The organism is Heyndrickxia sp. MSNUG (genome assembly GCF_049532715.1).
Classification (GTDB): Bacteria; Bacillota; Bacilli; order Bacillales; family Cytobacillaceae; genus Mesobacillus.
In genome coordinates this window covers 512,868-538,484 of record NZ_CP150978.1, presented here as the reverse complement: position 1 = coordinate 538,484, position 25,617 = coordinate 512,868, and the positions used below count along the sequence as shown (strand labels likewise).

The window sequence follows — 25,617 nt, the reverse complement described above, 5'->3', positions numbered from 1 at the left end:
CTTAATTAGCGTATTCCAAGATTACTTTCCCATACGTTTGCAGATGGATTCAAATCATTTATTAGACTTTCTATTATTTGTTTTTGGGCATAGTTAGCTCTAGGACCAATTAGAATTTCCATATCATTTAAAGCATGTTCATCTAACTCAAGATCAAAAAAATCTTTCTTGAGTTTTTCTGTCTCTAAGCGGTCAATTAACTTGGCCTGATCTTCATATGATTTTACTAATTCCAAATCTCTCATTGTCCAAGGAACTACAAAAAATTTATAACGGTACTCTTTTTGAAACGCCCATTGCTTGTTTTTATAAATCCCAATATCTTTAATACTTATATTTTTTTCTAGACTTGTCTTTTTAACTCCATTTACCATTTTAGTTTCTGGCTTTTTCTCCGTTAATACTCTTCGATTTAACTTATCAGGGTCATCAGTGTATTGTACTTGATATAGACTTGCCAAATAGGGCGTATTTAGTAAACAACCGTGAGCCGAAAGTTTTTCATTAGTTAGTGAAGGATGTGTTTCGTAACTTTCCTTAATATGTATTCCATCTGGATCAACCTTTACAGTTTTAAATGGATTTACCGGTAATTTAATCCTTACGCCAGTCATATTAGGTGTATATAGATTCCATAAAGGAATTGATTCCTCTGTTTCGTTTGTCCAACAACTAACAAAACAAAACCTTCCAAGATCCCCATAATCTACTGTTCTCTGTTCTTCTATATCGTCCACTCTTGATAAACTACTGAAACGAATCGTTTTGTTTTTCAAGATTAAAGCGAGGGTTTCAATACTCGTATAATGATAAAGATATGATAATTCTCCCAACTGCAATCCACCTCTATTTATTAATTAACAAGATTGATTCTATTACAGGATAATTCCTTAAATAAAATTAACTATTTTGCAATGAGGTATATCAAGTATTCTCTCATTGGTTGTTTGTCTAGTATAGGTAATCCTTGTTAATTTTTATAGGTTTCTTTCTCCTCAGCCACCCTAGGCATCTCCCTAAAAAACTCATTCTCCGCATATACCTGCTGAATATCCCTAACCCGCTCAATAAGATAACCCTCTAACTCCTTATCAGTACAATAAACAAAGCACCCCTTCTGCCCACGGGTCATCAATGTACGATAAGTATTCCGAATAATCTCATCAGCCAGCTGTTCTGCTTCCTCAGGATTTTCCTTCAGCATTTTCTTCAAACCCTTTAAGGAGTTGTCTGTTTTCGCACGTTTAGTATGGTCGGTTAGCACCTCTCCATCCCGGTAAAACAGATCGTCCCCAATGATGACTCCAACGTAATCGAATTCGAGCCCTTGGCAGGTGTGAATACAGCCGGTTTCATTGACCGAATTCTCATCAATTGCCCATGTCTCGGAGTTGTTCAGATTCCAGCTCATGCTGAATTTGTGCTCAGGCAGCTCGATGTCATGGATATTTGTGTTCGACTTCCCTTCCTTCAGCCAGTTCCAGCAGTAACCGGCTACCATCCGGGATTTGTTGTTCTTTTTATTCAATCTAGTAATCTCTTCACGCATTTCGTTTGGGTTTGTGAAGATCCGGAAATCATAGTTAGTTCCTATATAATTTGAATTCGCCGTTTGGCGAATCTGCAGGACATCGTCAATCCAGCTTAAATAGCCATCAGAACCATTGCAGCGGAACTGCGAATCAAGTTTCATCCTGGTTACATCCGCTCCCAATTCCTTTGCGAACTTTTTAATCGCCCCTATACTACCGATATCCTTGAGGGTAACCCGCTGCCGTTCATCGATAAAAAAGACAGACAGCTTGGAAGCTTTTATAATTTCTTTTACCTGATTTTCACCAAGGTTGCTAAAAAGGCCGGATTTTTCATTGAGGCGGTGGGCTTCATCGACGATGAGGACATCGAACTCATTCGCCGGCACATTGATATAGCTGCCTGACCCAACAAACAGATTATCAATATGGCCCTTACGGAAGTTCTGTTTTAGCTTGGTCGCGTAAATATTCCTCGGCGCAGCATTCTTTGTCACATACTGGGCTACTAAACTCCGGTTAGTCGCTTCAACCAATAGATTTATAGCTAAAACAGATTTCCCGGTACCTGGCCCTCCTTCAACGACCAGCACCTGCTTCGTGTTTGTCCTTAACGCTTCCTTGGCAAGGTGCAGAGCCGTTTCATAGACAACTTTTTGGTCATCTATCATGACAAACTCCTGATTCCCCTGGAGCATGCTGTTCAGAGAATCCTGCAGCGATTTGGATGGACGAATCCTCCCTTTATCAATCGTATATAAAATTTCCTTATTATCACCGTGCTTGATATACCTTTTGATAAAATCGCGCAGCTTACCGGAATCACCTTTTATAAAAACCGGTGCTTCCTCAATATAATATTCATAGACCGGGTCAGTCAGCGGATCCTGTTCACCCTGGTTTATGTAATTATGCAGATAAGCACATGGATAAAGTTGAATTTCTTCTTTTTGAGCATTCTCATTGTAGTCCTTGATTAATGCAGCATATGACCAGGCCTGGTAAGACGGATGAGTCGTCTCACGTACTCCTCTATTAATAACCGTTTTAACAATCGCCTCTTTTCCCTCGATCTTCTCAACCGTTTCCCACTGCTTTAATTCAACAATAACAATCGATTGTCGCGCATCCTGATCCGAACCAGATATGAGGAAATCCACCCGCTTTGAGGTATGAGGAATCTTAAACTCAATTGCAACACCCGCATCATTAGGAATCTCGCTGTCACTCAACACCCTGTACATATACTGCATCGAGTTGTCCCAGGACCGAACCTCCCGCTCATTAATCCGCCCAATCTTGCTGTTATAATTGCTGACAATATTGTTCACCAGCTCATCATCAAAAACATCCTTCAAGAACTCATCCTTCGTTGCCTCATAAACGATCAACTACCCTCACCCCTTCTGAATGGGATACTTAAGTTCATTCTTCTTCATCTTCTTCAAAACTTCCTCTTCTAGATCAATATCCATTTTGTCAGCTAACTGAACCAAGTATATTAAAATATCAGCCATTTCTTCTTTGATATTTTGTTCAGAATCCTTGAGTGCTTCTTCGCTGGTTTTCCATTGGAAGTTTTCTAGGAGTTCATTGGCTTCCAGAGAAATTGATATGGCTAGGTCTTTTTCGTTGTGGTAGGGTTTCCAGTTTCGTTCATCGCGGAAGTTTAAGATAGTTTGGCGGGTTCTTTCCATGTTGTGGTCACTCCAGTGTTTAACTTAATTTGTTGTTATAATGTCTATTTTGATTCTATCATTCTTTATGCTTTTAGAAGGGCATTGAATTTTGAAAAAAAAAAGCCAAATCCCTGTATAGAATTTGACCGCTTATAAAGATTCTAATATCGAGCCGCAAGAACCGTTCCCATTCCATGTCTTTTCCTACTAAGGTGATATAACTGTTATGGTACTGAAAAATTCTAAAGCTTCATGGATAATGATAGTTCTGTTAGAGGAAACGAAAAAAATGTAATGAAAGGATGACATTTCTATCCTTTTGGATTAAGTTTTTTTGTTTTTATTCTTAACTTGTAATAACTCCACCCTAAGTGGACTGTGAATACAATTGACGTTAACCCAATCAAGAGGAAAATTGCAGATACAATATTATAGTATTTAAAATTTAATGGGTGATCAGCAATTGTTTTTATGGTTTCAGAAAAAATACTAATCCAGTTCGGTAAAATTACAATCGTTAAGACAAAGGAAAATATAGTTAGTGGTAAAACATAATACTTATTAATCCTTTTAACAGTGTTATATTCGTTTCCCCCATCTACCCTATGAGTAGGAAACTCAATATCATTTGCAGCCTTAATTTCATCAAGCCACTTTATATAAATGGCAACAAACATTCCAAGAATTAAACTTAAGGAGGAAATAATATTATCCAAACACTAGACCTCCTGTTGCAGTGGTATTCCTAATTTCTCTGCAAGCCTATTAAATGAAGAAGGTTTAATTTCATAAATTGAAGTGGTGTTACTCTTTTTGGAAATTGGTTGAAGCGTGCCGTCTAGGTTGCTTAAAATCCTATTCAATTGAGTAATAATGTTTTCCGTACCCTTAAATGTGTGTGGATTAACAGTAAGCTCAGCACTTTCAAGTGCTTCCTTCAAACTGTTTTCAATAGCCCCATTCAATTCATACTGATATTTAGACATTACCGATCGAATTAATGAACGACTCTCAGTCGATGTAAGTTGAAACAAACTACTTACTTTTTCTTCATTGGGTATTCTTTCTTGTAGGGCATTCTTAATAATTAAAAACAGCCTATATTCTTTAAAGTCCGAGCCCCTAGTAAATACCTTTTGACCCATAAACATTCTTATATATTCTTCAAATGAAGCTTTTGCGTATTCATTTAACACTTCTTCAAGAACTTCATTATCAGAGAGTTGCAGTATTTGTCCAAGTAACACTTCCTCATATTCAGTTAAATCAATATCAAAATTAATATTAAATTTTGTCATAAGCAATCCCCCTATATAGAGTATTCTTATGATTAACTTTAGCATATTTTGACAAATATTTCACTTAACATTTCGAATATTACTTAAACTCACCTTTAACAGGCTATCAAAATTAAAAGGGCCTCCTATTCGAATATAGGAATATTCCTTTTTCAACTCCCCCATTTTTTCAATTAGGACTTTAAAAATATGTTAATCCTCCTGGATAAACAATTTGCATGATTGACAATTTTGAAGATGACATGAATCCTTTCAAAAAACATATAGTGTTCTCAAAAGGGGGGAATTTGTGATTGATTTATATTGCTCACCGAAGCTTTCGCGTATCAATAAAGCACTGAGAACAGAAAGAGAAGTCCAAGGCTGGAGAGAAGCAAGTTTATATCATAATAAGTATACATGCGTTATCAGCGGCAGAAAGTACAATTTAATTGTGCATCACATTAAAGGTTTTGACACTATCTTACAAGAAGCTGTCCAGGAATTATCGTCGAAGAAGAAACTATCCTCCGCGTGGTTCCGAGAGCCTTGGCTTACAAACGAACTGAGGGATTTATTCTTAATGAAGCATAGGGATTATGGATTAGGGGTAACTTTACACAAAAAAATACATGACGAATTTCATCACCGTTATGGATACCACAATAATTCAAATGAGCAGTTCGAAGAGTTTAAATCGTCAATAACAAAGGAAAGAGTGGAATATCTGTTAGCTGTACCAGAGCCAGGAGATTTAATTTGTTCAAAATGTGGAAAAGTAGCTATGATCCTTTTTGATGATACGTGTCCTAAATGTTCACCTTAAAAAAAGAGTTTGGAAAGAAATCTTAATTCTTTCCAAACTCTTTAATTTTTCATTATGAGATGCTTTGTCTCATCATAGTTTCTACAAAGTCTTTTGGTTTATTTTAACGGTTACCCCTTTTTCCTTTTTTTTCTTAATAATTAGTGGTCTAGTCATACTTGGGGTGTGTGGTAGGGAATGACTCACCTTTGTAAAACCTACTTTCGTCCAGAATTGTGCCGCCCGTCTGTCTTTTGCCTTTAACATAAGGATTTCAAAACCCCAGTTTTTAGACTCAATAAAGGCAATCAATTCTTTAATTACCTTTGAACCCAACCCCTTACCTTTGGGGTTAATTATAAAGTTCACAATCTCTATTGTTGGTTTCTCTATATCGATTAATGCTGAACCACATGTAACCACCGATGGATCAAAAAGGTAAAGTATGAGATCTAGAGAAGATTCGAAACCATTTCCATGAAAAGAAACTGTCCATCTTTCTTTGTCACTGTTATTGATATGTGTTTTAACTGGATAACCCAGTATATTTGCAAAACGGTCAGCCAAAAAATCAAAAAATGTTGGATTCAGATTTGGTAGTATGCAGGTTAATTGGGGCTGATAGAACATTTCACTCCAAAATAGTTTTTTATTTGGTGTCATGCCAGTTCCTCCTTTCATCCTTATAAATATATGGACGTGAAAAGAAACCAATTCCATTTTACTGGAATTTCGTTCAAGTGTCTGTGAATGAAATGTGAATAGAAAGTTAGGTGGTGGAAGAAGCTACGGAATTCTTTAGAACATGTAATATAATTGACTGAATACCAACAATTAACCAACCTACCTACTGGTAAAAACCGTACACCCCTAAACCGTTTAATTAGTAAGTATGTAATAGAGAATAATATTAATTAAGCCTTTCAGGTGGTAATCACATTGTATTAATCTATAAGTCCCTTTTACCAGTCTAAGAAGCACATAGGTTGTATTCTGAGTTAACCTCTCTTACAATTTTTCAGGATTAAATGGTGTATTTAAACGAATAAATGACGATGCAAACTACTATAAATCTAAAGAGTAAAACAAAACCAATCAGAGTTCTGATTGGTTTTGTTAATTTAAAACCTCATATCAACGGAATAGAAAATAGCCGTGAAATTAGTTTGGGTATAATTAATTATCAATTTGCGAATCGTATAATTCTATAAACTGGTTTATTTCCCTCTGAATAATAGAAGAAAGAGGCAACTTGTCCCAATTAATTTGCATTAATAATTGTATGCATTCTTCCGCCGTAAGATTTGAGTCAACAATAATCTCTGCAATAATGAGCGCTGTTGTCCTGGTAAATCCCAATCCTATTAATGATATTTGGGTTAATTCAGATGTACCCAATTCCAGCCACAAATTCACATCTTTTAGGTCTTCATTCATTTCAAGGTCATTTAACTCCAAAAAGTAGTTTAAAATATCCCGGTAACAACTGAAATATTTTACAAATTTAAACCGAGCAAACTCCTCTATGTCCTGCATGGTCTCTCTTATGACGCTTTGAAGCGATTTAGGTCTTATCTGCTTTCTCCAATACTTCCAATTCCTACGAATAATTCTTGAAAGCGGGTATCCCCTCATCCATTCCAGTATTAAAAGCGTATAATGATAATTCTTGCCTGGATGTTCACCCGAAAATGTATCCTGAATTTTTTCAACAATTTTTATATATTGATCTAATGCATCTGGGCTGCTTGGGTGAACTGGCAGATACATCTCAATAGCAAAAAAGTTGTGGTTAAAGAAGTCCAATAATTTTTGCTGGGCAACAGGGCTTACCCCAGGATGTTTAAGAATTATCTCATTTGGTACTTCAACATCCTTTAACGCCTTGGCAACTGCGAATTGAAGTTCCTCTATTGTTTCTTCTTCATATTTTTGTAATGCCGGCGAACTAAGAAGGCCAAAAGGGTTGCGAATATGTTCCCCAACCAAATAAGAAAAACCATATTCTAATTCTGGTTTCTTAAGACTGGTTTCTCTTGGTGTTCCTTCTTTAATGTATTTAACCAACTCATCTGTATCACTTATTAGTAAATCAATCGTCTTGGTGATTCGATATTTCTTTCTGGTTTTGGGTGGTTCATAATTCCAGATTTCTTCCTTATTCGTATCAATACATATTACGTTTCCTTGAAACTCCTTGCCTTGCCTGCCAGCGCGCCCCGCAAGATTCCAAAAATCCATCTCGCTCATCGGGGTTCCTCTCCCTTTTTGCGGTCCTCTAACAAAAATGCTTCTTGCTGGAAGGTTCATACCTTCTATTAAGGTTGAAGTACAGACCAGGAATTCAATAATCCCCTCTGAAAATAGCCTTTCAATTTCATTTTTGATGATGAGTGGCATATTTCCATAATGGTACCCAATTTTTCTTGTGAGGACATGGGATAATGTGTAATCGGGATCAATAACATCCTGAATTAATTTGATTAATTCCCGTATCTCTGGATGAGTGGATTCATTTTCTTCCCCTTGCAATTCCCAAAGTTTTTCCGCGCATTTTTCTGCACTAGAAGGAAGGTTGGAATAAATAAGGTTTCCTCCCATTGGGTCTGAGAGTGCATGGGAAACCAATGCCAAACGTTCAATGTCGTTAGTTGGCTTGTCCTCTAGGAAAAATTTGCCTATAGGTACTAGCTGGTCTTCCACGCATAACGACATTTGCCACTCCTTTGGTTTCCTGAAAACCTGATCAACCCAAATTAAATTTTGGTTAACTGTAACAAATTCTCTTTCCACAGTCTCTTTTTTGATCTGATGATAGCCAGTCTCAAGCAAAGCCTCTGGGTTTGCAGTCATTGGACTTGAAAAAATGACTTTTCCCTTTGGATTTTTCCTGCCGACATCTTCGATTACTTGCTGAAGCAAAACTCCCCTTGAACCGTCCCCTATCTTTTGCGCTTCATCAACAATAAGCATATTGACGGTTAAATCTTTTTCTTCCGTTAAGAGCCACTGTAAACGTTCCTGCGTAAAGATAAATATCCTTTTTGGATAGTCATTGTTTTCAGTCCCTGGCAGAGGTACTGTTGTTACGAATACTCCTGTTAATTTATTTTCAATCAGCATTTTTCGTATATCCTGCTCCACCTGTTGAATCAAAGCCCTTGTTGGAACGATATAAATTATGGTTCCTTCTGTATTCCCCTCTAGGAAAATTTTTATTAATTGCAGAAGGATAAATGACTTTCCTACCGATGTAGGGGCGGAAATACTCACCCAATCATTTTTCTCGCTTTCTTCTAGTACGTCGTATTGAAATTTATTAATCGGAACAATTGTTTCGTTGTTGGGGTCATAAATGGAATATTTCATAAGCCGCTTCATAGAATCCAAATTGAATTCAGTAGGAATGCTGTCCTTGTAATCAGCTTCGACCTTGTTCCTGCTTATGGCAAGATTAACGGTTGGGTGGTTTGTCATTTTTTCTAAAATATAAACGGCAGAATTTTTTTGTACTTCAGTTGCCCCATCTTGTTGTAAAACAAATTGGGCAATTCTAAAAGCTGTATCTAAATGCTTAGCGTCATCTGATTCAGCAAATATACTCGCGCACATGAGTAAATAGGCAACATCTATCTCTCCATAGGGGCCTTCATATGCTTGTATTGAAAATTGATCAATAACGGACCTATAAAGTAAAGGCTTGTACTTCCTTTGAAAGCCATCGAGAGTAAAAATACTTTTGAATAACGTAAAACTAGACATTGCGAATTGCCTCCAAAAAAGCATCCCTAAACTTTTGAACGGAAGGGAATGGGATAAGAAAAACATCAATCGTGAATTTATCCAAATGCAGATGGCTTTTAATACCCTTGTTCAGCTTTCCCACCCATTTTGTAAGGGACTGGTTCAACTCATCCAAAACCAATTCTTGTGTCTTTGCGAATGGTTCAGAACAATATGAATCCACATCAAATCCAATTAAACAAGCCGCCCTATATTCTAATGAATTGAAGGAAGGGTGATCAGGATCTAAATAATTCACTAGTGCCTTCTCAAGCTCTGGATTAGAAAAATCCAAATTGCTCATTAGCAGTTGTAAATCACGCTCCCTTGGATTTTCAGCTCCGCCACTGCTAATTAAATATGGAGCAAGGCTTATAAAACAATTTCTAATGGCTTGATCAATGGATTGATAAAGTTTTGCTTCTCCCCAATAAAGCAAAAGCTTTTTGGAAGTGCTGTCAAATCCAAGGTGAACGGCATCAGCACCTTGATAATGCAATTGCCTGCTTGTTTTTAATGACATTTTAGAAATGGCTTGCGGTAACTTTAAAATGCTTTGAATCAATAAATACAGCAATAACTCTCCACCTTCACCAGTATTCTCTAACTCGGTGAAAAGCTTCCTTGCTTTCATTTTCAATTTGGTCGTATGAACAGTCGTGTTTTGTTCATCGTCCAAAGCTTTTGCTTTTTCGATTTCTGAACGTGGAATTGCATAGTCCAGCATAAAGGTAGCTATATGCAAAGCAAAGTCCTCCACTTTAGGAAGATGCTGTCCATCGGAAGAGACCATATAACATCGCGTTGCTGCTTTTGTCCCCAGTATTTGTTGTTTTGTAGCCACAGTGGTTAAATACGCATCAAGTTCTTCTCCATTACCTCTTAGCAGCTTATTTATATACAAATCTAATAAATTTCCATCATTTAAATTTCTTACTGTTCCTGACACTCAATCTCCTCCAGTTTTCTTTAACTTCCCAAAGCAACTATAAGTTCAAGAATCAGATTAATAAAAAACTCCATATATTTACATTATAGTAAATACATAGAGCTTAGGGGAGAATAATCTCAAAAATGTCGGAAAAAGCGACAGCGGGACAGTTCTACCGTCTCTTCAAGAGCACAGGGACGTACCCTGTGCTCCTTCTCTAGTGATTAACGGAAAAGAAAAGCATTAGATACGTCCCCGTATTTCAGGGCAGCCAATCGCGTCCTCCACCGTAAATAGCTTGTAATAAAAGTAAAAAGGACAGTTCTTCTGCATCCTTCTGCAAAAGAACCGTCCTTTTGATTAAAGGAACGCCTCAGCCAATAATGTGTAGGTTGTAATTTTGTCCTGAAAGTTATATACATTGTTGATAATCATGAATTCCTCAGTCTTGTACATTTCACTCAATCTAAGAATTTCATCCTTAACCATTTGGGGTGTACCAATAATCATGCGTTTTCGATTTTCCTGTATCTTCTTTCGTTCATCTTTTGTTAAGGGTATGTTTTTGGCCTCTTCGACGGCAGGGATCCTCGTGTCTCCACCCTTTTCAACTGATAACAGCCACATATCCTGGCTTAGGGCGATTTCTTCAGCTTTTTCCAGTGTTGGGGCACAAACAACAAACACACATACATTTCCTTTAGGCTTTGCAAGCATTGGCGAGGGCTGAAAGTTTTTATAGTAATAGTCCAGGGCCTGTTCTCCATTAACCGGAGTGATAAAATGTCCATAAGTAAAAGCTGTACCACTTTCTGCGGCCAGCCTTGCCCCCCGTTGTGTAATCCCTAAAAGCCACACTTCCGGTATGCTGCCTGTCACAGGAAAGGCATTGACGTCATGGTAAGGGTGGTCTATGGGTAAATGGTTCACTAAAAAGCCTTGCAGATCCTTAACCTGCCGGGGGAATTCATTCAGGCTCTTCCTTAATCCATCTGTGAGTGCCAATCGGGTTGTAGCGGAACCGCCTGGTGATCGCCCAATTCCTGCATCAATACGGTTCGGAAACAAGGCTTCTAATAGCTTGAAGTTTTCAGCAATCTTATAGGGGCTGTACTGAGGAAGCAAAACACCGCCCGAACCTACACGGATTTTCCTGGTATTTGAAGCTATATGAGAAATCAGGATCTCTGGAGAGGACCCTGCTATTCCATTCGTATTGTGATGTTCCGCTACCCAAAAACGAGTGTAGCCCAGGTCTTCAGTCAGTTGAGCCAGTTTTACTGTTTTTTGTAAAGTGGTGCTTGCCGAGTCCCCTTTACTTATGACTGATTGATCAAGAACGCTTAATTTCAATAGGTAAACCTCCACAGTTAAACAGGTATGCATAATGGTATTAATACCCTTTGCCAACACTTCCTACTCAAAGCCAGTATCTTTTGCCAAACTGCAATATGAAAGGTGGAACATTACATAGAATGTATCTGATTTTGCTCCGGAAATACTTTGTGGAAGCAAGCTTCTTTCCAAATACCAGTATGAATATATACATGAGGAAGGGGATCCAACAGAAAAGAATGCTCAACTATCCCTTTTTAGTATAAGGATAATATTTTTGAAGTTTTTTGCACCGCTGAGAGGATCTGTCACCCCCGCTACACTAAACCTCCATCCTCCACCCCGACATAGCGAGCCAGCGCTCATACCGTTCATATTCAGGCATGATTTTTCCGACAAGCCGCCAAAATGAACGGTCGTGATTCATATGGACCATATGGCACATTTCATGGACGACAACATAATCAATCACTTCCATTGGTGCCATGGACAGCCTCCAATTGAATGTCAAATTTCTCATGGAATCACACGTTCCCCAGTTCGTCTTACTGTCCTTGATTTGAATTGAGCGAGGCTTTATTTTGAATTCGCTTTGATAAAATTTAACCCGTTTTTCGACTAATGCCTTGCACTGCTATAGTAAAATCGCTTTAAAGCATGTTTGATGCTCTCTTCATTTTGCTCTTTCACGTATACGTGGAGCTTGTCTGCCTCGAACACGGCATTGTCTTTTTTCGATATCTGCTGGGAAATCAGAATGTGATAGAGCCTGCCCAAATATAGGAATTGTCCGCCTGGTCCGTACTCTTTTTCCCTGCCGGCTGAGGCCCGCTCTTTCATTTCCTTCGCCCTTTGCAGGATCAATTCCCATTGGCCTTCTAGGATTTGAAGCACATTTGCATCTGAGATCCCCTTAGGAGCGTGGACTTCGACACGGCCATACAAATCTATATAAATGCCGATTGTTTTCCGATTTTTATAAATCACATCATACCCGATTGTTTCACCTAAAAAAGTATGAAGCATGTCATCACCTGCATTTTATTCTATAAATACGCCCCAGCCTTCGTATCGTAAAGGTGTTTATTCGATCAAATAGGTTATTTGATAAGTAAGATAGCTAATTAATACATTTCAACAAGTAATCAGTATATTTTTAATATTTTCAGGAAAGAATGGTAATAATTGGAGATGCGGATAATAACTTTGCAAAATTAGATTTTCGGGAGAGTGCAAAAAATGGAATTGCATATTATAAATGAAGATTCATTACCATTGAATAAAAAAACTTTAAAAGAAAATGTAATAGAGGTTAATGAAGTAGACTTTCAAACCTCTGCTCATGGTGTATATAAGGTTTCATCTGCTACCTATACTAAACTAACTTCTAACGTATTAGATCTAATGGATAATCCGATTGGTATGTTTACAAGAATAACAAAAGATACTAAAAAGGTGCTATTTAGTGTAGATGAATTACAGAATAACGAAATCTTATTAAACTATCATGACAATGCAGGTGGGATTCCTTCCCTACCGAGTTTAGTGACTTTTGGACATCTGGACCAAAACTCCATGGATAGATCATTTAAGAGTTCTCTTCAAGAACACCAAATCGGCTTTAATACAGCTGTCGCTTCATTTGACAGGACAAATGGGAAATGGATAGTTCAAACTAGGACTGCTGACGATATTACAAAAGATGGTAAAAAGACATTTCGTTGGATCGGTGAACTTAGTGACAGATTAGAAGAATTCGTTTCTCCTTATGAATGGTTCAATTTCCACTACAAGGATATTGACGAGGAAGGAACTGCAATAAGTATAATCACTGACAAGTCTAAATTCTTAAGCGTAAGAAACGATTTTGACATTAAAGATACATCATTCTCCGTCGAAACATGTTTCAACTATATTATTGAAAAGATTGCTTCTACATATGCTCTTTTAATAAAAAGACATGGCATTGTTGTTGAAGCTAAATTAAATGATAAAAAGGCATCACCTGTTGAACCTTTATTCCCAATTTTCAAAGAGCATTTTTCTGAACCAATTCAGGAAGTGGATATTACTACCATAGCAAACCTTGATATGGATTCAATTATTAAGGAATTAGCTAAAAGAGGTTATAAAGATTCTGATTTAGAAAAACTAAAAAGACCTAATACTTTCTTCTTGACGATGGAAGAGGGGTTACTAAGTGAAGAATCTAGCGACTCAAATAGGTATTTTTATAAAATTGAATCTAACAGTCCTCGATCAATTTTGGGACAAAATGGTCGTATGGTTCAAGATGTAGATCGGGATGTATATGGAATTAAGCGTCACCCAAGTTCCAATCAGATGTTCCTATTTTCAAACATTGACATAAAGGACCCTGAACTTTTTATTCCTACTCAAGCCGATAAAACCGCTTTTCAGCAAGACCATTTTGTATATCAGTTTATAGTGCTTGTTTTAAAGGCATTAGTAAGTAAACAAAAACGCCAGACAAAAACGTCTAAAAAGCAACGACATACAGAATTATTAAACATTTGTATAGAGAAATTAGCAGCAATTGGTGAAATTCCAACTCCCGAAAATGATTATGTCGTGGTAAGAACTGATATTGAGACTTCTACTCCTGGTAAATTCAAGGATAAAATTGTTGAAATAAAAGTTGGAGACTTTTCTTATAATCATATTGGTCAAACTGTATTGTACTACCTAAAATTGCATCATGAGGGGAGAGATATTGACCATATTGTTTTAGTAGTTGAAAATATTAGAAAGGATTTAGTAAATGAATTAATATCCTTTTTAGAATTTTTACCAACAGCTGTACCTGGTTTTTCACTCTATGTAGTTAAGTTCAGTAAACTAGATAGTTTCCTTCGTGGAGTAACAAAAGGGAGACTAGTAAATTAAACAGTTTATAACCTCGAATTTTCAAGTCTAAAATTCGGGGTTTTTATTATTTATTCACACACAGTCATAGGTCTTTTTTACTATTGTAAATTTATTAGTGTAATCTTCCCTTTGACGAAGTTCCCAAAAATTATAACTATCCCATTACAGAACCAAGTATTCGAGGCTGGAAGATTCATTACATACTTTATGATTCCCATTCTAAAAAAGAAAAATTGAAAAGCACTATACATAGGTATAATGCCAATTTTTTAGGATAGTTATCTCTTACTGACTTCTAGACTTATAATAAATTTCAATGTAATAAAAGGATTGATTCAGGGATGCCTCCTGACTACCGCTGCTTCCTTACTTCTTCGATTAATTCAATTAGCCGAGGCAAATCAATTAGTTTTATCGGCTTGTTTATGCAGTAGGCACTGGCGGGTTGTGTAAAAAAACTAGTTGTTACAAAAAATCCTTCTTTAGCATCCATGTCCATTAAAGCACTATGAAACTTCTGGATTGCAGGACGTGAAACTTTATTCTTTTCATGATATCTCTTGCATTCCACTAAATAAATCTCATTATCTTTTCTTAAGATGATGTCTTTACCCCCATCTCCAGTGCGAGGTGTCAATTTTACATCAAAACCTTTAGCAAGATATAGATCAGCTACAAATTCTTCAAACTCAAATGACGACAATGACATCAACTTTTGATATTCTGAATCTCTTTGTACCCTCAGCTTTGCTTGTTCCTGTTGGTATTGTCTCTGATTATTTGTACGATAATTTAAAATGATAAAAACTACACATAGAAGTGATGTAATAATAACGGTACAATATATCCAATCCAACGCTGAAAACGTTTGAATTTGATACTTAACATTTATAATAAGACTTTGAATTTCTTGGGAAGCCTTTTTGTACAGGGCATATAAAACGACAGCTCCTATCACAACCCATTCAATATTTCCCTGAACTTTCGAACTCCTCCTTCTATATTTTCTTTTCCCCATTGAATCCCCCTCCCTCTTGTCCATTCATATTCTGGCGGGTAAAAGGTTATTCATCTTGATAGTAGGGAAGTAGACAATTTTGAAGAAGAATGGAGCTTTTGGTTATCATCTTTTCTCATCAAAATAACTAGATTCAATAACAACAAACAGATAACAAAAAAACACCTTAAATTGTCATTTAAAGTGTTTTTGATTACCAATTACAGGGATAAAGACAGCATCAGCCCAAAGTACATGGCAAAGATATAACTCACCCCAAAGAGCAAGGCGATATATGGTTTCACTTTTTTGAAACTGACGATAATGAGCGATAAGTATAGAAGTGATATAGCGATTAAAAATAATGATAAAAAATTCGGTGTCATATGAACATTCATGACTGTAAGAATGTCAATCCCCAGCATCCATTCCACCCACTTCGAAGCACCTTCCGACTTGACGGTAAATTCAATCTTGTGAGGTGGAGATAAACTTCCCAGGAGAAACACAGGGACGGTTCTAAGTGTGGACAATCGGAAGTTTTGCTCATACAGAAGAGATTAAAATAAATTGTGATATCAATAAGAATTGTAGGAGAACTAGCAATCATTGATTCACGCAAAATTTTTGATTGCCATAGCAAGAAGGAAGTCGAAAAGTTTTTTTATGCCATAAATTCGACATTAAGGTTTCGATTTCCTTCTTCTGGCGTTTCATAAATTGTTAAAATATGCTATCCACTGAAATGGAAGAACCGTCCCCACGTTTCCAAGGTGGAACATTACATAGAATATATCTGATTTTGCTCCGGGAATACTTTGTTGGAAGCAAGCTTCTTTCCAAATTCCAGTATGAATATAAACATGAGGAAGGGGATGATGTAACTTACCGATTCCAACAGAAAAGAATGCTCATCTACCCCTTTTTAGGATAAGGATAGTATTTTTGAAGCTTTTTGCTCCGCTGAGAGGATCTGTCACCCCCGCTACACTAAACCTCCATCCTCCACCCCGACACAGCGAGCCAGCGCTCATACCGTTCATATTCAGGCATGATTTTTCCGACAAGCCGCCAAAATGAACGGTCGTGATTCATATGGACCATATGGCACATTTCATGGACGACAACATAATCAATCACTTCGATTGGTGCCATAGATAGCTTCCAATTGAATGTCAAATTCCTCATGAAATCACACGTTCCCCAGTTCGTCTTACTGTCCGTGATTCGAATCGAGCGCGGCTTTATTTTGAATTCGCCCTGATAAAATTTAACCCGTTTTTCGACTAATGCCTTGCACTGCTTATAGTAAAATCGCTTCAAAGCCTGTTTGATGCTCTCTTCATTTTGCTCTTTCACGTATACGTGGAGCTTGTCTGCCTCGAACACGGCATTGTCTTTTTCGATATCTGCATCCTGGGAAATCAGAATGTGATAGAGCCTGCCCAAATATAGAAATTGTCCGCCTGGTCCGTACTCTTTTTCCCTGCCGGCTGAGGCCCGCTCTTTCATTTCCTTCGCCCTTTGCAGGATCAAGTCCCATTGGCCTTCTAGGATTTGAAGCACATTTGCATCTGAGGTCCCCTTAGGAGCGTGGACTTCGACACGGCCATACAAATCTATATAAATGCCGATTGTTTTCCGATTTTTATAAATCACATCATACCCGATTGTTTCACCTAAAAAAGTATGAAGCATGTCATCACCTGCATTTTATTCTATAAATACGCCCCAGCCATCAGAATGGCCGCCATAAGGCTTGCTTATTTTATCCAGCTTTTCCTGCACTTTTTTTAATTCGCTATGGTTAAGGAGCATCCTTTTCGAGCAACTGCAAGCCCACTCATCTGTCTCATCATCCTGCTCGAGTAAGCCATGAAAGCCTTCTTCCTTCAATACGGGCAGAAGCTTCTCGCCAGTTGCCTTATCCGGAACTGCTATAAAAAACTCGACTGGCTGCGGCTTTTTAAAACTGACACCTTCATTAAACAAACTGCGCAATGCTTCTCCATCCGCGTCATTTGGAAATTTCATCATCCATTCCTCCATTTGTGTGCCTTCTATGTTGTTATTATCATGCACTTGCTAAATTTCTGCTAATCATTTGATTATGAGATTGTTGTGTTATAATGTAAATAACCTTTTGCTTAAAATTTTTCACTTTACCGGTACCATGCCCCTACTCATTCGTTGAGTAGGGTTTTTTATTGCTGTTATTTTTGAAAATAAAAAAACAGACCCTTTTGGAGTCTGTTTCGGTATGCTATATCAAAATTAAGCTTTTTGAACGTTAGCAGCTTGAGGTCCACGTGCACCTTGCTCAACGTCGAAAGTAACTTTTTGACCTTCGTCTAATGATTTGAAGCCTTCAGATTGGATTGCAGAGAAATGAACGAATACATCTTCTCCACCTTCGCGCTCGATGAATCCGAAACCTTTTTCTGCGTTAAACCATTTAACTGTACCTTGTTCCATGTTTGTTGCCTCCTAGTGCTAATGCACATTGTATTACTATCCTTGCCCAAAGTGATCATTAGAACGAAGAGTCGAACTTTACACCGAACAAAAATAATTCTACCTAAGAATAACAAGATTTAGGAAAAATTGCAAGGGACCTTAGTTGGATGAGAACGTTACGGTTCAACTGCGATGAAAGTCGATCGCAATAAAAGAAGCAGTGGATTCCAAAACTGAATCCCTCTGCTTTTAGGTTGATCTCACTATTTATTAAAATGAATTCTCTCTTCTGACTGATCTATTCGAATGGATGCTTCACTCGGTTTAGTCTCTGCAATTACTTTCCCTTCACGAATCGAGTACCTTACTGCTGCCTGCTTCCGGATTGCTTCATACTCATTTTCAGCTGATAATACGATCAGATTGGCAGGCTTGCCTGCTTCTATTCCATAACTCTCCTCGATGTTCAAGGTTTTGGCGCTGTTTGTTGTAATTAAATCGATAGAGTTCATGATTTGCTCATAGCCCATCAATTGGGAAACATGGATGCCCATATGCAGAACCTGAAGCATATTGCCTGTTCCAAGTGGATACCACGGGTCAAAAATGTCATCATGGCCGAAGCTTACATTCAGACCTGATTCAAGCAATTCTTTTACCCGTGTGATTCCCCTGCGCTTTGGATACGTATCAAACCTGCCTTGAAGATGGATGTTCACTAACGGGTTTGCAACAAAATTGATGTTGGACATCTTCAATAATCTGAACAGTTTATACGTGTAGGCATCATTATAAGAGCCCATTGCTGTTGTGTGGCTGGCTGTGACCCGGTTGTTCAGTCCGCGTTCATAAGCCTCGGCAGCCACTACTTCAACGAATCGAGATTGTTCATCATCGATTTCATCGCAATGGATATCTATCAGGCGGTCATATTTTTCAGCCAGATCAAATGCTGTTTTTAATGAAGAAACGCCATATTCCCTTGTGAATTCAAAATGAGGAATTCCGCCGACGACATCAGCCCCCATTTTCAGGGCTTCCTCAAGCAGCTCTGCCCCGCTTGGGAAAGAATTGATTCCTTCCTGAGGAAAGGCTACAAGCTGTAAGTCTACATAGGAGGCCATTTCTTCTTTTACCTCAAGCAGCGCTTTTAAAGCTGTTAACTTAGGATCCGTCACATCTACATGTGTGCGGACATGCTGGATTCCCTGGGCAATTTGCCATTTCAAGGCTGTTTTGGCTCTTGTTTTTACATCATTCTCTGTTAAAGTTTCTTTGCGCTGGGACCATCTCTGGATGCCTTCAAACAATGTCCCGCTCTGGTTCCATTCCGGCTCACCTGCAGTCAAAGTGGTGTCAAGATGGATATGCGGCTCGATGAACGGGGGCAGTACAAGTGAACCTTCAACATCAAGCACTTCCTGCCCTTTTTCTTCTATTACATCCTGTGTAACTTCATCGAACTTCCCTGCTTTTATCGCTATATTCCATAGTCCGTCTCTTCCTCTGAGCTTTGCATTTGTAATAATCATGTTTTAAGCCACCTTCTTCAGTTCTGTCATAGAAGCCTTTCTTGCCTGCACTAAAACCGCAAGCTTTGAAACGATTACGAATGTTAAGACTGATCCCAATAGAGCATTGATTGGCGGGATGCCTGGAACAAAATTAGCCCCTGCAATACCAACGCCCCATGCAAGCATTGCAATCCAGTTAACTGCTTTAAATTCCATTTCTTCAAATCGCTTGTATTTTCCACGATTGACGATGAAATAATCCGCTAAAATAATCGCTCCGATTGATGGCAGAGCAGTTCCTAAAATCGTCAGCCAGCCAACAAAGTTATTGTAAAGCCACATTGCTGCAATCGTACCCATGATGCCGTTGAAGATGACGACCTTCTTTTTCGCGATTTTGGTGATATTGGAAAATCCTAGGCCTGACGCATATAGAGCGTTATCGTTTGTTGTCCAGATATTCAAGCCAAGCACGATGATTGCCGGGATGATCAATTTTTGCAGGAACATAACCTCTGAGATATCGGACTGCCCTGTTGCAATCGCACCGATAGCTCCAAACACGAACATGAGGGAATTTCCCATAAAGAAGGCAACGACTGTTGTGATGACTGCTGACTTTTTCGTATGAGCAAAGCGGGCAAAGTCAGGCGTCAATGTACCTGCACTGATGAAGGATCCCACAGTAATTGTTAGAGCTGCCGCCAGTCCAATCGCTTCTGCTGGCTGATATTGCAATAATCCTTCCAACCCGCCAGCTGTTTCGGTTGCTTTGAAAACTGAGAAGCCTCCTAATACAGTGATGAGCGGTACCGCTATGAAACTAAGAATTGCCAGGGCCTTCATGCCGAAGAATGCGGTGGCCGTCATTAAAATACCTGCAACTGCGATAAGCAAAGTCGTATCCATTCCAGTCACCTTTTGGACAGGAAGAGCGAACATCGCTACTCCAACTCCAAACCAGCCTACCTGTGTAGCTGCGAGCAGAAACGAAGAAAGATAGGAGCCTTTTTCCCCAAAAGCGTAGCGTGCAAGCAAGTGTGTTGATAACCCGGTTTTTGCTGCGATATAAGCAAGGGCTCCTGTATAAGCCCCCAGAATCAAGTTTCCAGCCAGGACAATTCCGATGAATTGGATAAATGTTAACCCAGTTCCTAACGTTCCTCCCGACCACATACTAGCTGAGAAAAAAGTAAGCCCAAGCATCACAACAAGCATTTTCCAGAATCCACTTCGGTTCTCTTGTGGCACGGCCTGTAAAGGAAAATCTAAATCTACTTTTTTCATTTCAATTCCTCCAATGTCTAATGTTTTTGTACCTGGTACCGAAGAGATCTTCGATTTAGACATTTGGAAACGAAAAAAGGCTACTTGCCGTTTTCCGACAAGTAGCCTTTTCGCCATGATGAACCAAAGAGCATGGGTACACCTCACCCAATGGCCATCATTACATCCGCTGTCCTTGTCAGCCTCACGGGACTGAATTAAAGGTACCATTATTTAATTGTTCTTATTATTTCAGAAAGTCTACTAGATGTCAATAAGTATATTTTGATAGGATGATTCCTTAAGAAGGGAAATTACTACACAGAGACGGTTCCACCGTCGCACAGTAAATACTCAAAAGAAGCAAAAGGACGACCTTTTTCTTCTTTTGAGGGAATTATAAATCTATATAGAAAACAGAAGTATTAGATACGTCTTCCTGCTTCCAGACAAACGATTCGAACCTTCGTTGTGTTGTAAAAGGTATGACGATTTTGCGAGAGGCACATCACAATGCCCTGTATTACCGTCGGGTCAGCGGCATCTCCTCTTTGTCCTCACACCATTATTTTTGGTGCGGTTCTCCGTAACCTATCTAAATTAGAAAAAACAAAAAGAGGGTTACCCCTCTTCACTCACTACTAATCATTTCTGCCATCTTTATAGTCTGTAGCTCTTTTTGAACAATGCTTATTGACGTAATACTACTCTTTGATCGATGAGCTAATTCATCAGGCAGCTTTTGAAGCTTTTCCATAGAATCTTTTTCTAGACTTTCTTTTAAATCTGCCCCAATTTCAGAACTGTCTTCATTTTCTTTCCAAAATTGAATGGCATCTAGCGTTTTTTCACCCATTTCCTGCATTGAACTAAAAAGAGATCTAGTTTTATTTACTGTAATTAAAACACTTGAAGATAGTTCAAGAACTTTATGAGCTTCTAGAGTAGAACTTCTTAAATCTTCAATCTGATAAATCAAATTTGAGTTTAACTCTTGTTCAATTTGAAATAACAGTTCTATGTCCTTTTTCTTTTGATATTCTTCAAATAATGAATTTAACTTTTGATGAGAATCACTGATCTCTTGTTGAATAACTGTTAAGTCCTCCAAACGAGATAATGTACGATCAATTTCATTAATTTGCATCTGTGCTGAAGCTAATTTAAAACTTATGTTACCTACAACAGGAAAATCAACAAAAGTGTTGACTCCTTTAGCAACGGTAATGACTGAATCAAATTTGCCTATTGCATCCCTTATTGGGGCTAGATTATCTTTTACCCACTCAACATTTTCAACTACTAAGTTTATATCCTGATTGTATTGATCTAGATCGCTAATGATTTTCGGCAGTTCCGTTTCTATTACTTTTAACGAATGATTTCTAGCTTCATTTACTTCTTTCATATTATTTATCTCTGTTGGATTACTAACACTATTGTTAACAGCTATTTTACTAGCTATATATCCGGTTGATCCTGAAATTAATATTGAAGAAATAATTGTAATCGGAATCAAATACCTTTGAAGCACCGGTTTTTGGTTAGATACAACCCTGCTCTTCTCCACTTCCATGTGCGGATCCTTCCTCCTAAACTACGGGATTTTTTTTGTAATGATAACCATTGTTGACCTTTACCCCGAAATTTTCCAATAAACCTATTCTAAATCTCTAATTATTAACCTTATATATATTATACGACATGGGGACGGTTCCACTGTCGTAAAAATCGAAATGCCCAAAAGGTTGAGGCATGGTTGTATGTTCGCATCTTCAATAATGCCTTGCGTTGAATCGCCTCAAAGTTAATATCTTTAGAGACAAATAAAAAAAGAAGCAAAGCACTCTTTGCTTCTTCTTACTATCATATTTTACAGTGTATCTACTATCTACAACGAGCAACTGATGACTGCTCCTGCCTTTCTCGGTCTCTGCACAAGTTCTCCTCCGCAGTTGGGGCAAGTATGTCCCATATTTTCTGTACAGTCTTGGCAGAAGGTACATTCATGAACACAAATATAGGCTATTTCGATTTCTTGTATTGTTTTCGTGCACTTCTCACACTCTGTTTTCATTAATAAAGCCATCTTTCATTACCTCCTGAATTTTACATATTTTTCTTATTCCTTTATTATTTTATTTTATCCATTGCATTTGTTACATGAAGTAATTATTGTATTTTGTATAAATACCTAAATATTTATCGTATTTCACTCATTTTACTTAATAATGAAAAGAGGTTTTAAATATGGACGAAATCGACAGGGACATCATTTTTCATTTACAGGAGAATGCTCGTATTTCTTTTACAGAGTTAGGAAAGAAAGTTGGATTATCTACCCCGGCAGTGAATGAAAGGGTTAAGAAGCTAGAAGATAAAGGGGTAATTGAGGGTTACAGAGCGGTGATCAATGCGGAAAAGATTGAAAAACCCATTATGGCCATCATCCTCTATGCCAATACAAAATGTGACCAGTTCATACAATTCTGCAAGAATCACCCGGAGGTATTGGAATGTCACCGTCTTGCAGGGCAATACAATTTTATGGTGAAATTAATCACAGGATCGGTTCTAACCTTAGAAACTTTTATTGATGAATCAATGAAATACGGTCAGCCCTCTACCTTGATCCGGTTGTCTTCACCTGTAAAGAACAAATCGATCAGCTAGAAGTTGGGAGGGCGGGTTCTTCCACCCCTCAGCGGCACAGGGACGGTTCCCACGTCGCAAAAAATCGAGATACCGAAAATAGAGACAAATAAAAGAAGAAGCAAAGCATTCTTTGCTTCTTTTTAACATCCTATTTCACATTTAATTTGACAAACGCTAAAACCGCCTCTTTATCGCTAAAAATCAATCTGTTGCCAAAGACACATGCTGTAGTTTATCCGGATTCCTGACAATATAGATATTGGCGATTTGATCTTTTTTAACATGAAAACTAAAAATGGTTTTGATATTGTCCTCTCCTATTACGAAGATTCCCATTCTACCATTCACATTGATTAACTTAACCAGTGCGGGTTTCTCTCCCTTTTGATTTTGCGCCAATAAGTTTGATATAAACCGGAGAACAAGATTCTTAGAATGGATCGACTTTAAGGCTGCATATACTTTTCCTCCGCCATCTGAATACAGAGTAACGTCGTTATACAACAATTCCTCAATCTTCTTGGTGTTTCCTTCGTGTAAGGCTGATACGAAAGTCTGGATGATTTGATTGTTTTTTGAAACAGAGGGTTCTTCCAGCTCTTCTTTTATTAATGGGAATTTATTTTTCACCCTGCTGAATACTTTTCTGCAGCTAGGTTCACTGCGATTTAAAATTTCCGAAATGGTCGCATATTCATATTCCAGTACTTCTCGTAGGATGAAAACAGCTCGCTCGATCGGTTTTAGGTTCTCGAGCAGCAGCAGAAAGGCAAATGATACAGCTTCTCCGTTCACTACCTCAGAGATCGGGTCGTTTTCTTTTAAAACTAAAGGTTCGGGCAGCCAGGGACCCACATACACCTCACGCTTGTGCCCGGCAGATTTTAAATGGTCAATACATTTGTTTGTGACCATCTTACAAAGGTAGGCCTTTTTATTTTCCACATGTTCCAATGTTTTTCCAGCAGCATGAACATAGACGTCATGGACGATATCCTCTGCATCTGAAACGGTACCGAGCATTCTATAAGCAATCGTAAATAGCAAAGGCTGAAACTGAGAATAAAGTTCCTGTATTTCCTTCCCCATGCTTTCCCCCCTGTACCCATACATTCAATGATTTATGCTGGCAAGATCCCAGGTATACTCCCTGATTTCCCCTGCCATTTTACCTGATAGGACAAAATCAATTCCCCATTTCTGCGCCCATACCATCCCGACGGAAGGACCCAATCCTATACAAAGTAATTTTGGGTAGGTTTGATGGGGTGCTGCAGTGGATTCCTCAATATGGGCTTTCATTATTTTACTGAGCCGCTGTGCCTGGGATATTGCTTCTTTACAGCTCATTCCGGCAGCCGCTCCACTTGTTGGGTCGACTACATGAACGCAGTCTCCTATGGCATAAATGTTATTTTCACTTGCGCGATACCATGCATCAACTTTTATTTTTCCTTCTTCAGTTAGACTAAGACCTAACTTCCAAAGATCAGGGTGAGGCTTCAATCCGACAGTCCAAATACAAAGATCTGCATCAAGATGGGACAGATCGGAGAAGTAGAGTGTATGATCTGTAAATCTTTCTGCTTTTTTAAGATGCAGCACGGTAATGCCTAGTTTCTTCAGCCTGCCCTCGATCCGTTCACTGATTTTCACAGGGACATCATTTAATAGTCTCTGTTTATCATTGATAAGGTATATTTCAATGCCCTTCTGTTTATTCCCTGCTTTTTCAGCTTCTTCCTTAAGCCATGTTCCTACTTCTGCAGCTGTTTCGATACCGGTAATCCCGCTCCCCGCTATCGCCAATCGAAGCCTGGTCTCGGGTGACTCCAACTTCCTCAGCAGCTGCTCCCGAATCGTTTTTGCACGTTCAAGGCTCGTTAAACTTAAGCCTCCACGTTCTGAATCAGCCTCACGCATTACACTTCCCATGGCCAGCACTAACTGATCGTAATAAATTTCATTAAACGTTCCATCCTGCACGGTAATGTGGATCGTTTGCTTTTTAGGATCTATCTTAGCTAACTCACCTTGTATGAACTCAATATCAATGCCGCAATAATCCTTTAGTGGAACGGATAAATCCGCCACATTTTCATGAACGATCGCCTTAAATAATTTAACCTTTTTAAAATGAAAAGAATTTTTATCAATCAGGATCACTCTTATATTCCGCTTTAACTCCCTATGAAACTCTTTCTTAAGTGCTTCAATCAGGTTAATCCCCGCATACCCGCCACCTACAACCACAATCGTTTTCACACTACCCATAGCTTTCGTCTCCTTTTCAACCGTCCTAATCACAAGACGATTAAAGCAAACGATTTGTGACACATGTAAGCGAGGGGACGCTCCCTTTGCTCCTTTTGTTACCCCCATGAAGCGAGGGGACGTACCCTTTGCTTCTTTTGTTATCTCATGAATCATCGCCAAATGAATTCATTTCTTGAAGTTTCCATGAAGAACATGGAAGCATAAGATACGTCCCCGTGCT

23 protein-coding genes and 1 pseudogene are annotated in these 25,617 nt (G+C 38.4%); 3 read left to right on the top strand and 21 right to left on the bottom strand.

Going from position 1 to position 25,617, the window contains the following annotated elements:
* Positions 1 to 5 precede the first annotated feature (5 nt).
* The 5 genes from AABM38_RS02720 to AABM38_RS02700 form a co-directional block, all read right to left on the bottom strand.
* Entirely contained in the window at positions 6 to 833 is an 828-nt protein-coding gene (locus AABM38_RS02720) for a DUF2971 domain-containing protein (RefSeq protein ID WP_423409020.1), read from the bottom strand.
* A gap of 137 nt (positions 834 to 970) precedes the next feature.
* A complete protein-coding gene (locus tag AABM38_RS02715) occupies positions 971 to 2,923 on the bottom strand; it encodes a DNA/RNA helicase domain-containing protein (protein ID WP_423409019.1) in 1,953 nt (650 codons plus the stop codon).
* 6 nt (positions 2,924 to 2,929) lie between these two features.
* On the bottom strand, positions 2,930 to 3,229 hold the full coding sequence (locus AABM38_RS02710) for a nucleotide pyrophosphohydrolase (protein ID WP_423409018.1): 300 nt from the start codon (positions 3,227 to 3,229) through the stop codon (positions 2,930 to 2,932).
* Between the two features lie 293 nt (positions 3,230 to 3,522).
* A complete protein-coding gene (locus AABM38_RS02705) occupies positions 3,523 to 3,927 on the bottom strand; it encodes a hypothetical protein (protein ID WP_423409017.1) in 405 nt (134 codons plus the stop codon).
* Between the two features lie 3 nt (positions 3,928 to 3,930).
* Positions 3,931 to 4,509 (bottom strand): hypothetical protein, encoded by a 579-nt coding sequence (locus tag AABM38_RS02700; protein ID WP_423409016.1) that lies wholly within the window; start codon positions 4,507 to 4,509, stop codon positions 3,931 to 3,933.
* Positions 4,510 to 4,798: 289 nt separating this feature from the next.
* Between AABM38_RS02700 and AABM38_RS02695 the strand changes: the two genes are divergently transcribed.
* The gene (locus tag AABM38_RS02695; RefSeq protein WP_423409015.1) at positions 4,799 to 5,314 is read left to right on the top strand and encodes a hypothetical protein; all 516 of its coding nucleotides are present in this window, start codon (positions 4,799 to 4,801) and stop codon (positions 5,312 to 5,314) included.
* 81 nt (positions 5,315 to 5,395) lie between these two features.
* Here AABM38_RS02695 and AABM38_RS02690 read toward each other — a convergent pair whose 3' ends face one another.
* From AABM38_RS02690 to AABM38_RS02670, 5 genes and pseudogenes are all read right to left on the bottom strand, one after another.
* Positions 5,396 to 5,956 carry a GNAT family N-acetyltransferase gene (locus tag AABM38_RS02690; RefSeq protein WP_423409014.1) on the bottom strand — a complete coding sequence of 187 codons (561 nt, stop codon included), beginning with the start codon at positions 5,954 to 5,956 and terminating at the stop codon, positions 5,396 to 5,398.
* A 513-nt stretch (positions 5,957 to 6,469) separates the two neighbouring features.
* Positions 6,470 to 9,055 (bottom strand): DEAD/DEAH box helicase, encoded by a 2,586-nt coding sequence (locus AABM38_RS02685; RefSeq protein WP_423409013.1) that lies wholly within the window; start codon positions 9,053 to 9,055, stop codon positions 6,470 to 6,472.
* Positions 9,048 to 10,025 (bottom strand): HamA C-terminal domain-containing protein, encoded by a 978-nt coding sequence (locus AABM38_RS02680; protein WP_423409012.1) that lies wholly within the window; start codon positions 10,023 to 10,025, stop codon positions 9,048 to 9,050. The genes AABM38_RS02685 and AABM38_RS02680 overlap by 8 nt, the downstream gene beginning before the upstream one ends.
* Before the next feature lie 342 nt (positions 10,026 to 10,367).
* Positions 10,368 to 11,360 carry an LLM class flavin-dependent oxidoreductase gene (locus AABM38_RS02675; RefSeq protein ID WP_423409011.1) on the bottom strand — a complete coding sequence of 331 codons (993 nt, stop codon included), beginning with the start codon at positions 11,358 to 11,360 and terminating at the stop codon, positions 10,368 to 10,370.
* Positions 11,361 to 11,664: 304 nt separating this feature from the next.
* Positions 11,665 to 12,368 (bottom strand): annotated as a pseudogene (locus AABM38_RS02670) (M48 family metallopeptidase).
* Between the two features lie 213 nt (positions 12,369 to 12,581).
* Here AABM38_RS02670 and AABM38_RS02665 point away from each other — a divergent pair.
* Positions 12,582 to 14,249, top strand: a complete 1,668-nt coding sequence (locus AABM38_RS02665) for a hypothetical protein (protein WP_423409010.1) — start codon at positions 12,582 to 12,584, stop codon at positions 14,247 to 14,249.
* A gap of 334 nt (positions 14,250 to 14,583) precedes the next feature.
* Here AABM38_RS02665 and AABM38_RS02660 read toward each other — a convergent pair whose 3' ends face one another.
* From AABM38_RS02660 to AABM38_RS02620, 9 genes are all read right to left on the bottom strand, one after another.
* Positions 14,584 to 15,249, bottom strand: a complete 666-nt coding sequence (locus AABM38_RS02660) for a restriction endonuclease (RefSeq protein WP_423409009.1) — start codon at positions 15,247 to 15,249, stop codon at positions 14,584 to 14,586.
* 200 nt (positions 15,250 to 15,449) lie between these two features.
* Positions 15,450 to 15,662 (bottom strand): hypothetical protein, encoded by a 213-nt coding sequence (locus AABM38_RS02655; RefSeq protein ID WP_423409008.1) that lies wholly within the window; start codon positions 15,660 to 15,662, stop codon positions 15,450 to 15,452.
* Positions 15,663 to 16,218: 556 nt separating this feature from the next.
* Entirely contained in the window at positions 16,219 to 16,926 is a 708-nt protein-coding gene (locus tag AABM38_RS02650; RefSeq protein WP_423409007.1) for a M48 family metallopeptidase, read from the bottom strand.
* A gap of 15 nt (positions 16,927 to 16,941) precedes the next feature.
* Positions 16,942 to 17,265: a ribonuclease E inhibitor RraB gene (locus AABM38_RS02645; RefSeq protein WP_286181113.1), complete on the bottom strand. Its 324-nt coding sequence runs from the start codon at positions 17,263 to 17,265 to the stop codon at positions 16,942 to 16,944.
* 237 nt (positions 17,266 to 17,502) lie between these two features.
* The gene (locus tag AABM38_RS02640) at positions 17,503 to 17,703 is read right to left on the bottom strand and encodes a cold-shock protein (RefSeq protein ID WP_026694123.1); all 201 of its coding nucleotides are present in this window, start codon (positions 17,701 to 17,703) and stop codon (positions 17,503 to 17,505) included.
* 245 nt (positions 17,704 to 17,948) lie between these two features.
* On the bottom strand, positions 17,949 to 19,217 hold the full coding sequence (locus tag AABM38_RS02635; RefSeq protein ID WP_423409006.1) for a cytosine deaminase: 1,269 nt from the start codon (positions 19,215 to 19,217) through the stop codon (positions 17,949 to 17,951).
* Between the two features lie 3 nt (positions 19,218 to 19,220).
* Positions 19,221 to 20,486, bottom strand: a complete 1,266-nt coding sequence (codB, locus tag AABM38_RS02630; RefSeq protein ID WP_423409005.1) for a cytosine permease — start codon at positions 20,484 to 20,486, stop codon at positions 19,221 to 19,223.
* Positions 20,487 to 21,096: 610 nt separating this feature from the next.
* Entirely contained in the window at positions 21,097 to 22,041 is a 945-nt protein-coding gene (locus AABM38_RS02625) for a hypothetical protein (RefSeq protein WP_423409004.1), read from the bottom strand.
* A gap of 315 nt (positions 22,042 to 22,356) precedes the next feature.
* Entirely contained in the window at positions 22,357 to 22,542 is a 186-nt protein-coding gene (locus AABM38_RS02620; RefSeq protein ID WP_423410629.1) for a DUF1272 domain-containing protein, read from the bottom strand.
* A gap of 173 nt (positions 22,543 to 22,715) precedes the next feature.
* On the opposite strand from AABM38_RS02620, the gene AABM38_RS02615 reads away from it, so the two are divergent.
* Entirely contained in the window at positions 22,716 to 23,138 is a 423-nt protein-coding gene (locus tag AABM38_RS02615) for an Lrp/AsnC family transcriptional regulator (RefSeq protein ID WP_423409003.1), read from the top strand.
* 183 nt (positions 23,139 to 23,321) lie between these two features.
* Here AABM38_RS02615 and AABM38_RS02610 read toward each other — a convergent pair whose 3' ends face one another.
* Both AABM38_RS02610 and AABM38_RS02605 read right to left on the bottom strand, forming a co-directional pair.
* Positions 23,322 to 24,209 carry an RNA polymerase sigma-70 factor gene (locus AABM38_RS02610; protein WP_423409002.1) on the bottom strand — a complete coding sequence of 296 codons (888 nt, stop codon included), beginning with the start codon at positions 24,207 to 24,209 and terminating at the stop codon, positions 23,322 to 23,324.
* Between the two features lie 24 nt (positions 24,210 to 24,233).
* Positions 24,234 to 25,394, bottom strand: coding sequence for an NAD(P)/FAD-dependent oxidoreductase (locus AABM38_RS02605; protein WP_423409001.1), 1,161 nt, complete (start codon positions 25,392 to 25,394; stop codon positions 24,234 to 24,236).
* Positions 25,395 to 25,617: the final 223 nt, after the last annotated feature.